General features: G+C 63.7%; 9 protein-coding genes. All 9 read left to right on the top strand.

Annotated elements, in window-relative coordinates:
• Positions 1–27: 27 nt before the first annotated feature.
• Positions 28–3,342: a calcium-binding protein gene (locus tag ACSQ2G_RS07860; RefSeq protein WP_436029737.1), complete on the top strand. Its 3,315-nt coding sequence runs from the start codon at positions 28–30 to the stop codon at positions 3,340–3,342.
• Positions 3,343–3,478: 136 nt separating this feature from the next.
• Positions 3,479–4,447, top strand: a complete 969-nt coding sequence (locus ACSQ2G_RS07865) for a UDP-glucuronic acid decarboxylase family protein (protein ID WP_436029738.1) — start codon at positions 3,479–3,481, stop codon at positions 4,445–4,447.
• A gap of 390 nt (positions 4,448–4,837) precedes the next feature.
• Entirely contained in the window at positions 4,838–5,629 is a 792-nt protein-coding gene (locus ACSQ2G_RS07870) for an ABC transporter permease (RefSeq protein ID WP_436029739.1), read from the top strand.
• A gap of 8 nt (positions 5,630–5,637) precedes the next feature.
• Positions 5,638–6,387 carry an ABC transporter ATP-binding protein gene (locus ACSQ2G_RS07875; RefSeq protein ID WP_436029742.1) on the top strand — a complete coding sequence of 250 codons (750 nt, stop codon included), beginning with the start codon at positions 5,638–5,640 and terminating at the stop codon, positions 6,385–6,387.
• Positions 6,388–6,469: 82 nt separating this feature from the next.
• Positions 6,470–7,309 (top strand): FkbM family methyltransferase, encoded by an 840-nt coding sequence (locus tag ACSQ2G_RS07880; RefSeq protein ID WP_436029744.1) that lies wholly within the window; start codon positions 6,470–6,472, stop codon positions 7,307–7,309.
• A 151-nt stretch (positions 7,310–7,460) separates the two neighbouring features.
• On the top strand, positions 7,461–8,825 hold the full coding sequence (locus tag ACSQ2G_RS07885; RefSeq protein WP_436029746.1) for a glycosyltransferase family 4 protein: 1,365 nt from the start codon (positions 7,461–7,463) through the stop codon (positions 8,823–8,825).
• Positions 8,825–10,051 carry a glycosyltransferase gene (locus tag ACSQ2G_RS07890; protein ID WP_436029748.1) on the top strand — a complete coding sequence of 409 codons (1,227 nt, stop codon included), beginning with the start codon at positions 8,825–8,827 and terminating at the stop codon, positions 10,049–10,051. The genes ACSQ2G_RS07885 and ACSQ2G_RS07890 overlap by 1 nt, the downstream gene beginning before the upstream one ends.
• 23 nt (positions 10,052–10,074) lie before the next feature.
• Positions 10,075–11,919, top strand: coding sequence for a glycosyltransferase family 61 protein (locus tag ACSQ2G_RS07895; RefSeq protein WP_436029750.1), 1,845 nt, complete (start codon positions 10,075–10,077; stop codon positions 11,917–11,919).
• Positions 11,920–11,979: 60 nt separating this feature from the next.
• Positions 11,980–12,942: an FkbM family methyltransferase gene (locus ACSQ2G_RS07900; RefSeq protein ID WP_436029752.1), complete on the top strand. Its 963-nt coding sequence runs from the start codon at positions 11,980–11,982 to the stop codon at positions 12,940–12,942.
• The last annotated feature ends 39 nt before the right edge of the window (positions 12,943–12,981 follow it).

Consider the following 12,981-nt stretch of genomic DNA (forward strand, 5'->3'; position numbering starts at 1 on the left):
CTCAAGTGGAAGTCTTGAGGGTGGAACGTGGGGGCTTGGATTTCGGGGACCGCCACCGCGGGTGACGACAAGTATGTCGGCGACGCCGGCGTCGATATCGCGGACGGCCTGGCCGGCCAGGACGTTCTCGACGGCGGCCTTGGCGGAGACACGCTGAACGGCGGGGACGGCGATGATTTTATCGCCGGGGAAGGCGTAGGCGCCGACTATTACGCGGCCGGAGCCGATACGATTCACGGCGGAGCGGGCGACGACGTGATCTTCGGCGGCGGCGGCGCGGATCTCCTGCACGGCGATGACGGCGACGATTCCATCCTCAACGGTGCGGGAAATCCGAGCGCCAACGACGGCTATGTCGTCCAGACGAGCGCCTATGACTGGGGGGCGGACGTCATCGACGGCGGCGCCGGCCGCGACTGGGCCCATCTCAACTATCGCTATGCGAACCAGGCCGTCGTGCTGGACCTCAGCGACGCCGACGCCGTCAATGCGATAACGGTCGGCGGGATCGCCCACGGCTCGCTCACCCGCATCGAGGAGATCTCCTTCCTGGGCGGACAGGGTGACGATCGCATCACCGGCGGCGCCGGCAACGACATGATGAGCGGCGGCGACGGAAATGACTGGCTAGTCGGCGGCGGCGGCGGCGACCTGCTGCGCGGCGAACTTGGCCACGACGTGCTGATCGGGGGTCTGGGAGACGACATCTATAGCATCGACGACGTGAACGACACGATCGTCGAGAACCCTAACGAGGGCTTCGACCAGCTCACCATCGACTACGCTTTCAAGCTGACCTTCGACATGGCCGACTACGTCAATGTCGACGCATTCAGCTATGACGGGCCAACCGGCCTGCAAGTGACCGCCGCGGCCGGCGGAAGTTGGATCACCACCGGCAGCGGCGTCGACACGCTCCAAGGCGGCGCCGGCGACGACGCGTTGGTTGGCGGGGCCGGAAACGACACGCTCCGCGGTGGCGACGGCGGCGACATGCTCGAAGGCGGGCTGGGCGCCGACATGATGATCGGCGGACGGGGCGACGACACCTACAGCTTCTATGCCGGGGTCGATCCGAACGACGCGATCGTCGAGAACGCCAACGAAGGCGTCGACACCGTCCTGCTCTACGACGCCGCCACTATTTCGCTGGCGGACAATGTCGAGAACGTCTCGACAATGGACCGCGGCGCCGTCGAGGTGGTCGGCAACGCGCTCAGGAACCGCATGAACGCCGAGAACTCGACCTTCTTCGCGGTGGACTTCTCGGGAGGCGACGGGGACGACTGGCTGAGCGGCGGACAGATGGTCGACCATTTGCGGGGCGACGCGGGCGACGACGTCCTCGCCGGCAACGGAGGCGACGACACGCTGGAAGGCGGGGCCGGGGCGGACGTGCTGTACGGAGGCGCAGGGGCGGACACGCTCGACGGGGGCTCTGGGAACGACGAACTGCACGGTGGCGACGGAGACGATCACCTGGCCGGCGGCGACGGGAACGACATCCTCGACGGTCGCGTCATGACCGGCGGCGCGGGAGACGATACCTATCAAATCGACGAGGCGAGCGACGCGATCATCGAGGCCTCCGACGGGGGTTATGATCGGCTCGTTGTCGATGTCGTGTTCAAGCCGACGTTCGACTTGGCCGCCTACGCCAATGTCGAGGCCTTCAGCTACACCGGGTGGCTCGGCTTGCAGGTCACCGCCGCGGCCGGTGGAAGCTGGGTTTCGACCGGCGGCGGCGGCGATACCCTGCAGGGCGGCGCGGCAAGCGACACGCTTCTCGCTGGGTGGGGGGACGACATGCTCAGCGGCGGCGACGGAAACGACGTCCTCGATGGCGATATGGGCGCCGATACGATGGCGGGCGGTCGGGGCGACGACACCTACAACTTCCACCACCAGGTCGACGCGAACGACAAGATCGTCGAGAGCGCGGGCGAAGGCGTAGACACCGTCGTCCTTCAGGATCTCAACAGCCAGACCTTCCTGACGCTGGCCGACAATGTCGAGCATCTTTCGGTGCTGGGCGCGGCCCCCGTGGCGGCGGTCGGCAACGCCCTCGAAAACCACATGAACGGTCAGAACCAAGCCTTCGCGATGAGCTTCTCCGGCGGCGGCGGCGACGACACGCTGACCGGAGGAGACGCCGCCGACGTCCTGTGGGGCGAAGCGGGCAACGACATTCTTGCCGGAAACGCGGGCGACGACACGCTGGGCGGTGGCGATGGAGCCGATTACCTGGACGGCGGCGCGGGCTCGGACACCCTCGACGGCGGCGCCGGGAACGACATCCTGATCGGCGGGGGAGGCGGGGATTCCCTGACCGGCGGCGCGGGGAACGACACCTTCCGCTATGCGTACGTGGCGGACAGCAAGCCCGACGCTTATGACATCATCACCGACTTCACCGTCGGCTCGGACCTGCTCGACCTGATCGGCGTCCGGCCCGTCGAAGTCTCGCTGGTCACCTCCGGCGCCGCGACCTTCGTGTTCGTCAGCGCGCCCGGCGGCCAGATGACCATCGCCGCCAACGGTCAGGTCAACGGCATCGACGTGCTGACTTACGACGGCCACGGCGTCTACATGATCGGCGACGGAGCGGCCAACACCCTGATCGGCGGCATCGCCGGCGACGTCATCCAGAGCGGCGCCGGCGACGACGTGATCATCGGCGGCGGCGGCGGCGACGTGATCTTCGGCCAGGCGGGGGCGGACACCATAACGTACCGCTCGGCGATGGACAGCAACGCCAGCGGCTCGGACGGCCTGTTCGTGTTCGAGACCGGCGTCGACAAGATCGACCTCGGCAGCGTCTATCCCAAGGAGGTCAGCCTGATTCGCTCGGGCGGCTCGACCTTCCTGTTCGCCAACACCTCTTTCGGCCCGATGCAACTGGCTACAATTGGCTACGACCTCAACGGCCAGGACATCATCACCGGCGATAGTCACGGCATCTACATGATCGGCGACGAGACGGCGAACACCTTCATTGGCGGCGTCAACGCCGACATTATCCAATCGGGCGACGGCGATGACGTGATCATCGGCGGCGGCGGCGGCGACGTGCTGTACGGCCAGGCCGGGGCCGACGTCTTCAGGTACCTGGCCGCCAGTGATTCCACCGCCGCCAACACCGACTCGATCTTCGATTTCCAGTCGGGCGTCGACAAACTGGACCTGACCGCCGTGCGCACGGGCGCTTCCGACGTGCTGGGCGTCTACAGCACAGGCGGCTCGACCTTCGTCTTCGTCGACTTGCACGGCGATGGCGTCGGCGACATGACCATCCAACTCACCGGAACCGCCGCCATCTCCAGCGGCGACTACCTGTTCTAGCAGGCTGTCGAAGACGTCTGCCAGACGGCCGTTCGCGGAAACGGTTCGCCGCCTCATACGAGCGGTGGCGAGCCGTTCGCTGCTGGTCTAAAGGGGTACGCTCTCGAAAAGAGCGTGCCTAAGGGACCGAGTTCGCATGTCATCCACCGTACGGGAATTTCGTCGGACGCGTATCCTCGTCACGGGCGGGGCTGGCTTCATCGGTTCTCACCTATGCCGCCGCCTTATCGATCAGGGCCACGAGGTCCTGTGCGTCGATAATTTCTTTACTGGCGCGCGCGACAACCTGGGCGATCTTCTCAACCACCCGTCCTTCGAGCTCATGCGTCACGACGTGACCGTGCCGCTGTTCGTGGAAGTCGACCAGATCTACAACCTAGCCTGCCCCGCCAGCCCGGTGCACTACCAATTCGACCCCGTGCAGACGACCAAGACCAGCGTCCACGGTGCGATCAACATGCTGGGCCTGGCCAAGCGCGTGAAGGCGCGAATCCTCCAAGCCTCCACCAGCGAGGTCTATGGCGATCCCGTCGAACACCCCCAGACCGAGGAATACTGGGGCAATGTCAATCCGATCGGCTTCCGCTCCTGTTATGACGAGGGCAAGCGTTGCGCCGAAACCCTGTTCTTCGACTACTGGCGTCAGCATCAGGTCAGCATCAAGGTCGCCCGCATATTCAACACCTACGGCCCCAACATGCACCCGAGCGACGGTCGCGTGGTGTCGAACTTCGTGATGCAGGCCCTCCTGGGCCGCCCCATCACTCTGTTCGGTGACGGGCAGCAGACGCGGTCGTTCTGCTATGTCGACGATCTGGTCGATGCTTTGATGCGATTGATGAACTCGCCCGGGGACGTCACCGGCCCGATCAACCTGGGCAATCCTTCGGAATTCACCATCCGCGAGTTGGCGGAATTGGTGCTCGAACTGACAGGTTCGCGCTCGGAACTGGTCTTCAAGCCTCTTCCCCAGGACGATCCCCGCCAGCGCCGCCCAGACATCAGCAAGGCCAAAACCATGCTGGATTGGGAGCCGCGCGTGTCCCTTCGTCAGGGTCTGGAGCGCGCCATTCCCTACTTCGAGTCTGTACTGAAGCTTGGCTGAGACCCTGAGGCGGCGGTTGGGCATCCCTGCCCGCGAACCGACCGTCGCCTCATTTCCACCACACCAATCGCGGTATCGGATCCCCGCGAAATCCGCTCGCGCGCCGCCTCGGAAAAAGGGGCGAAGTTGGCCGAAAGCCGGTCGCGAGCGGGTCAATAAATAACAAATCCGATCACCTTGCCTTGATTGGGGGCAACCGCTAATAGCCAGGCCTTCCTGGGATTTCTGGGAAGGTCGGGACGTGCTTCAAGAACAGCCTGCAAGATCTTGGATTCATGGATTTGACCTTGATATCGCGACCGGACCTGACGTCGGTCGATACAAAACCTGGCTTGGCCTGGGTCGTAACAACACGCCTTGCGATCCGATCGTGAAGGCAGGCGAGACAATATGATTGCTCAAGTCAAGGCGGCGCTTTCCGATCTTCAAGCCAGCATCAAACTAGCGCCGCTCTGGGGCGCGATCGGATGGGATCAGACGCGATCCCGCTTCCAGAGAACCCTGCTTGGCCCGTTCTGGTTGTCGTCAGGCCTGCTGGGCATGGCGTTCGCCCTGAGCTTTGTATTCGGCGGACTGCTGGGATCTGACTGGACCAAGACCTTCGAGCATGTGATCTACGGCGTTCTGGCCTGGTCGCTGATGGGCGCGGCCATCGCCGAAGGCGCGAACGCGTTCATCGTGGGCGCCCCGATGATGATGGTCCAGAAGTTGCCGCTCAGCTTCCACGTCGTGCTTCACATGTACCGGATGGTGATCAACTACTTCTGCCAGTTCGTCGTCGCGGTGGTGCTGCTGATCGCCCTGGGCCTGTTCTCGATCCCGTCGTGGACGTTCCTTCCGGCGATTGTTCTGGTGACGATCAACACCTTCTTCCTCAGTTTCATCGTCGCCTTCCCCGCGACCCGGTTCCGGGACGTCAGCCACATGGCTGGTCTGGCGGCCAGCGTGTTGTTTTTCCTGACCCCGGTCTTCTGGCCTGCCGACAAGATGACGGGTGTGCGCCGGTTGCTGGTGGACTACAACCCGCTGGCCCACGAACTGGAACTTATCCGCCAACCCCTGATGGGCGTCGCCCCTGATCCGATGCACTGGATCTGGTCGATCGGAATCTGCATCATCGGTTTCATCACGACCGTGATCTTGCTGGCGATGTTCCGCAAGCGCGTCATCTTTTGGATGTGAGGAGCTTCATGCACACGCGCCTCGAACTCAATCAAGTCAGCCTCGACTATCCCATCTACACGCTCTCGGCCCGATCGCTGCGAACCAGCGTGTTCAACGCCACCGTCGGCGGCAAGCTGTATCGCAGCAACAATACGCCCCTGGTGCGCGCCCTCAGCGGCGTCAGCTTCACTCTCAACGAGGGCGACCGCCTGGCCCTAATCGGCCACAACGGTTCGGGCAAGACCACCCTGCTGAAGGTGATCGCCGGAATCTTCGAGCCGACATCCGGGCGGATCGCCTCCCAGGGTCACATCACCTCGACGATTTCGTTCGGCGCCGGCCTGGACATGGAAGCCAGCGGACTGAAGAACATCCGCACCCTAGGCATGATGCGCATGGTGTCCAAGAAGGTCGTCGAGTCGAAGATCGACTCGATCGTCGAATTCTCCGGTCTGGCCCAGTTCATCGACTTCCCGGTCCGCACCTATTCGGCCGGGATGATCGCCCGTCTGATGTTCGCCGTGACCACCGCGTTCGACCCCGAAATCCTGGTGCTCGACGAGTGGCTGGGGGCCGGCGACGCCGACTTCTTCTCCAAGGCCGCCGACCGGATGAGCTCGTTCGTCGACCAAGCCCGCATCGTGGTCCTGGCCTCGCACGATTACGGCCTGGTCCAACGGGTCTGCAACAAGGTCTGCGTGATGGACGGGGGCAAGGTGAAGTACTTCGGCGACACGCTGACCTGGTTCATGCGACAGGCCCAAAACGCCGCCTGACAGTCAAGACCTTCAAATCTGGTCGGCCGCCTCGCCGCGTGCCCGACGACGGTCGCCGCAGCGCGACCGCCAGGAGTGTCCCATGTACGAGATCGTCGAACTCAATACGTTCAAGAAGCGCCGCTTCGAAACCGAGTACGCCACCTCGAACTGGCATGGCTGGACCAGCCTGTCCCGAATGGCGGAAACCAACTACGCCAACACCCGGACCGCGTTCGTCGACAGCCCCGTGCATGAAGAAGACTTCCGGCTGTTCGGGAGCTTCGACGGCGAACCAGGACTGTTCGTGGATGTCGGCGCCAATATGGGCGCCTCCGCGATCTCGACGCGCAACGTCAACAAGAGCGTGAAGATTCATTCGTTCGAACTGGTGCCGCTGTTGGGCCGCGTCCTCGAACGGGTGGCCAAGGACGTGCCTGACTTCACCTTCAACACGGTCGGGCTGTCCGACCGGTCCAGCAAGACCAGCGTCTATGTGCCCGTGTTCCAGGACCTGCTGTGCACGGCCTGGTCGGCCCTGGACCCGGCGATCTTCGACCTCGAATCCCGTCTCCACGGCTGGCGGCAGATCACCGGGCGCGACAGCTTCGAACTGCTGCGCTTGGACGCCGAGATCCGCACCCTCGATTCCTTCAACCTGGCGCCGAAGTTCCTGAAGATCGACGTGGAAGGCGGCGAGCTGGGGGTGCTGAAGGGTGGGCGCGAAACCCTGGCTCGGTCCAAGCCCATCGTCTTGTGCGAACGCAGCGACACGTCCGAGGTCGTCGACTGGATGCGGAGCCAAGGATTCGGCGGCTACACCTACTTCCCGACCGAGAACCGGCTGCAACCGCTGGGCGGGCCGCTGATGTCAGTCAACTACTTCTTCCTCCACGATGACAGCGTGGCGGATGTCGCCGCCCACGGCGTCGTTTTCGGTTAGGCGATCGGCGCGAACCGGAAGGCAGGCTCGGGCGCGAAGGCTTCACTCCCCCGGGGAACTGTGGCAAAGACCAGCGGGGCTGGCGGATGGAAGCGCTGCGCGCCACGGTCGGGTTTCCATATCAGGCCAAGCTTGCTCAGGGGATGCGACTTTGCAGTTCTATTTTGACCTGACCACATCCGCGCGGTGGTCGGGCCATAGCGTTGGGATCGTTCGTGTTGAACGCGAACTAGCACGCCGCGCGATGGCCCATCTCCAAGGCGACATCGGCTACTGCGTCTATGTGAAGTCGGAGAACCGCTTCCGCATCCTGACCCCCGAGGCGGCGCTGGACATCATCGAAGGCCGAGTCGGGGTCAATTTCGATCAGGATGTCAGCCCTCTGTCGGAGACCGCGCCCGCCGTCAGCCTGCGCCGCCAAGTCCGCGACCTCGTGCTGAGGTTTCCACGGGTCTACCGACAGGTCCAACGCCTGCGCGGCCTGTCCTTCAGCCTGGAACAGATCGCGGAGATCCGAGCCCACGAGGCGCGGGGAAGACTGGATGTCACGTCAAAGCCGACCGTGCTGCCCCTTTCCCAGGTCTGCGACGGAGACGTGGTCCTGTCGCCTGACGTGACGGTGATTTCGGGCGGTCTCGACTGGGAACACAAGGACCTTCGCGCACTCTACCGGCTCAAGCAGAAGAAAAACTTCCGCTATGTCGCGATAGTCTACGACGTCATTCCGCTGCTGATGCCGCACTTCCTGGTGCCGGGCTATGTCGAGCTGCTGCACGATTATTTCGGCGAGCTGCTTTGGTTGTCGGACGGCTTCATGTGCATCTCGGAATCCACTCAGAGGGACCTGCTGGACCACTGCCGACGACTGGGCGTCACGCCGCCGCCGACGCGCAGCTTCCCGCTGGGTAGCGATCTGCCGCGCGCCGTCGACGCCGTCGCCAACGTTCCCGGCGCCCTGATCGGAAAACGCTACGCGATCTTCGTGTCCACGCTGGAACCCCGCAAGAACCACCGTGTCGCCTATCAAGCCTGGGCGCACGGGATCGAGACGGGTCAAATCGACCCGCAAACCTGCCGCTTGGTCTTCGTCGGCCGACCAGGATGGAATATCAACGAACTGATGCACGAGATCGGCGCCAATCCCGTCACCAGCGACACGATCGTGGTGACTGGCTCGGTGGACGACGCGACGTTGCGCGCGCTGTACCAGGGCGCCGATTTCGGCATCTTCCCCTCGTTCTACGAGGGCTACGGCCTGCCGGTTTCCGAACTGCTGGGCCATGGCAAGCCCTGCATTTCTAGTTCGGCGGGGTCGCTGCGCGAGGTCGGACAATCCTTCGTGGTCTACAAGGACCCGCTGGACATCTTTGGCTGGGCGGAGGCGATGGCGGCCTTCTTCAACGACCCGGACCTGCTGAACAAGCATCGAGAACGGATCGAGGCGGATTTCTCGCCCGTGACCTGGGACATGGCCTCGCGTCGGTTCTTCGAACAACTTCCCGAGCTGGTGGCGTGATGCCCGCGATCCTCAGCCTCACGACCTATCCGATCGCCGCGCCTCGCCATGGCGGCCAGCGACGCGTCGCGGCCTTCGGCGATTTCTATCGTGGACTCGGCCTGGATTTCCAGTCCGCCTCGATCTACCAGTCGCCACCCTATCAGGCGCACGAGGTCGGCCGGCATGACCTGAAGCTCGGCCACGTCGATCCGCGCTGGAACGGCGTTCCGTTCGTCGACGACATCCTCTCGGGCGATTTCGCGGCCACAGGCTCCGGCCTCGCCCACTTTCGACAGGTGATCGAAACCGTCCGACCCGCCGCGATCCAGTTGGACCATCCTTTCATGTGGCCGCTGGTGCGCGTCTTGCGCGACGAGGGCCTGCTGGCCGACGTGAAACTCTTCTACTCTTCCCACAACTGGGAGGCGCCGCTGAAGGTGGACATCCTTCGACGCAGCGGCGTGCCCGAAGCACGGGCCGCGGAGGTCGGAGAGCGGATCCTGGAACTCGAGCGCGACGTGATCGAGGCGTCGGATCTCATCGTCGCCGTCTCCGAGAGCGACGCGGCCCAATATCGCGCCTTGACCGACGACACCCCCGTCCACGTGGTGCCCAATGGCGTGCAGCGGTCGCCCGGCGACGCCGTCCTCACCCCGGCGCAGCGTAAAATCTTCGGCGACAAGCCGTTCGCGCTGTTCGTGGGCAGCGCCTATCCGCCCAATATCGAGGGTTTCTGCAATCTCGTCGCTGACGGGGGCCTCTACATGGCGCCGCCCGAAAAGCGCTTTGCCGTGTGCGGGGGCGTCTCGGACGGCATCTTCAATAGTCGCCAGTACCAGCGCTTCCTGATCGCTAACAGCGAGCGCCTGCACTTCTTTCCCGATATTTCCGACGACGACCTTTCAGCGCTCAAGGCCGCTTGCCATGTTGTCCTGCTGCCGATCCAGTTTGGCGGCGGCAGCAATCTCAAGACCGCCGAGGCGCTGGCGTCGAACAAGCACGTGATCGCCACGAGCACGGCGATGCGCGGCTTCGACGCTTTTCGCGATGCGCCGGGCGTGGTCATAGCTGACACCCCCGAAACCTTCCGTCGAGCGATCGCGCAGGTCTTCAAACAGCCATCGTTGAAGCTGAAGAAGAAAGATCTGCTTTTGCGTGAAACCGTGTATTGGGATCGAGGTTTCGCCGACAGCACCCTAGCGAACGATGTTCGCGCTCTGCTCAAGCTGGACCAAGCCGCATAATGCTCGTTGACCAGGAAATGGTAGTGCGCACGTTTCAACTGCTGAAGCCCTACAACATTGTCGGTCCCCACGACGATTGGCGGTTCCAAGCTTTGCCCGGCCACGACAAGTCGGCCCTGTTCAACCTGCTCCACAGGAATCGCGAGAACCTGCCCGTTTCCAAGGCCTTGTGCCTGGGCGGCGGCATTGGGACCGGCGCCTTTTCCATCCACGACAACTATCAGCAGGCGAGGATTTGGATTTCCGAGGCGTCACCCTCTCTGGTCGCCAATCTCCGTGAAACCTTCGCCCTGAACGGCTTGGACGACCGGATCGCCATTGTGACCGACACCTTCGGTTCAGGTCGCGAAGGCGGGACCACGATCGACGAGAGCCACGCGACGTTCGGCGACATCGATCTGATCGAAGCCGCCGTGCCCGTGGTCGAGGCGCTGCGGAGTCTGGAGGGGGCCCGGGCCTCGCTCGCCGCCAGCAATCCGCTCGTGCTCCTGCGCTTCACCGACGTCGAACTGGAAGCGAACAATCTCGAACTCGGAGAGCTCTTGGACCGCCTGGTCGCCCTGATCGGCGCGGTGGGCGTAGTCGACAGCCTGACTGGCTTGGTCAGCCCGCTCGATCCCGGTCAGGCCGGCGCGAAGCAACTACACAGCATCATGGGCGACCGCCAGGCCAGCTTCGAGTTAGTCAACAGGCTCGACACGGTGGCGCTCGACACTGCCCCACCCTGGGGCCGGCTCGAGGAACGCGCCCTTCGAATGGGGCAGGCCCGCTCGGTTCGCACCGAGGGCGTGATCATCGCCGATCATGAGATCGCCTGGGACTATTCCAACCACAGGCAGGTCTCGACCGCCGTGGTCGACTGGCCTTCGGGTCAGGCCGAGGAAGCGCCGCTGGTCACCTTCAGCGTGCCGAACGCCATAGTCTCCAGTTGCTATGTCAGCATCGACGCATTCAAGAACAGGCTGTTCCTGAACCAGATCTATGTCGACGCCGCGGCCTGGTTCAATCTGAGACCGCGCACGGACGATGGGCGCTACACGTTCGAGTCAGACCGGGTGATACCCCTCCCGGGAAAGCACGTCGTGATCGGCGGCCCTGTCGACAACGCTTACTATCATTGGCTCTTCAACTGGTGCCCGCGCCTTTTGGTGCTCGAGCGGCTAGCCCCCGAAGTGTTCCACGACCCCTCGGTCAAGTTCATGATCGACCATCGGGCGGCGATCGAGCCCTATCGCTCGTTCCTGCTGGCGCTTGGCGTTCCCCAGGAGCGGATCTTCTTCGCCGACGACGCGTATGACTACCAACTAGAAGAGGCGATCCTCGTCTCGTTCCTTCCGCAGACGAAATACTATCCCGAGATCGTCAGGGAATTCGCCAGCAAGGTGATGGCTGGCCTGACGTCGGACGAACCGACGGAAACGCGTCGGCGAAGGATCTTCATCAGTCGGCAGAAGTTCGACACTCCCAAGCGGCGCATCGCCAATATCGACGTGATCGAGCCGCTGCTGCTGACGTACGGCTTCGAGCCGGTCATACTCGAGGATCTCAGCGTCATCGAACAGATCCGCCTGTTCTCGCAGGCCGAGGCGGTCATCGGGGTGCATGGAGCCGGGTTGGCCAACATGATCTTCTCGCCGCCCGACTGTCGGATGCTGCTGCTCGAGAACCCTCGCAACATATCGGTAGGCCTGGCGCGGATGTTCTCGGAGTTGGCCGTGGTCTGCGGCCTACGCCACCAGGTGATCTCCGTGGACGAAGAGGTGGTCGAAGGCGTCGATTATTCTTCGTTCGGCAACGTGCACAACCGGGACATCATCGTCGATCCCGGCGCGCTGAAGATCGCCCTCGAGACCTTGTTGTCGGCCTGACGTCCGAGTGGGACCTACCGGTTCGGAAACTTGGATCCGATAGAGTGGATTGGAAATTTGATGAACGAGACCGGCGCCGAAACGCGTTTCCCGCAAGTCTGCGAAGACGAAATTTATCGCGGCTACGAGATTGAAGACCTTGAGCGCGTCGCGGCGCTCGGCGTGGCGGGCGAGGTTCGTCCGGGCTTTATCACCGACTTCTTTGGCGTCCACACGCGGGCCGACCGCATGGCCTGGGCGGCGCACCGGGGCGGCGAAGTGCTTACCCAGCCGCCGTTCCCTGACGACACCTATTTGGCTGAAGGCATCGAATACGCGTCGGTCGGCATCGCCCTGAAGGACGCCCTGGGCCCCGATTTCACCTTCATCGAGGTCGGCGCCGGCTGGGGTCCGTGGACCGCGCTGATGGCCAAGCTGGCCGAGCGCAAGGGCTTCGAGAAGGTCACCTCGATCGGCATCGAGGCGGACGAGAAGCGCTTCCTGGGGCTGCAGTCGCATCTTTTCGAGAACGGTCTGCTGCCGTCGGTCGACGCCACCACCGCCACCACCGGGACGGTCACCGTGCACGCCCTGCGCGCCGCCGGCTGGTGGCGAAAGGAGACCCTGTTCTTCCCGCGCAACGCCTCGATCGAGGACGCCGGCCTGGCGGTCACCCGCTCAGGCGGCGAGACCGCTGACTATCGTGGCCAGGTGTTCGACCACGAACGCGTGCCGGCGATCTCGATCCCAGACCTCTGCGCGCCCTATGCCGTCATCGACTTCATGCACATCGACATCCAGGGCGCGGAGTGGGAGCTGATCAGCAACGCGATCGACTTCTTCTGTTCCAAGGTCCGCTGCATGACCGTAGGCACCCACAACCGGAAGATCGAAGGCGACCTGATCGACCTGCTGATCCGGAAGAACTGGAAGCTGTTTCGCGAGAAGCCCTGCCGCTTCTATGGCATGGCCGACTCACCCACCCTGACCGGCCTGACCTACAAGGACGGGTCACAGCTTTGGCGAAACATGTCCCTGGCCTAGCCCCACGCCGCGACCCTCGTTCCGCGGGCGAGGGCCGCG

Source organism: Caulobacter sp. LjRoot300, assembly GCF_964253875.1.
GTDB lineage: Bacteria > Pseudomonadota > Alphaproteobacteria > Caulobacterales > Caulobacteraceae > Caulobacter.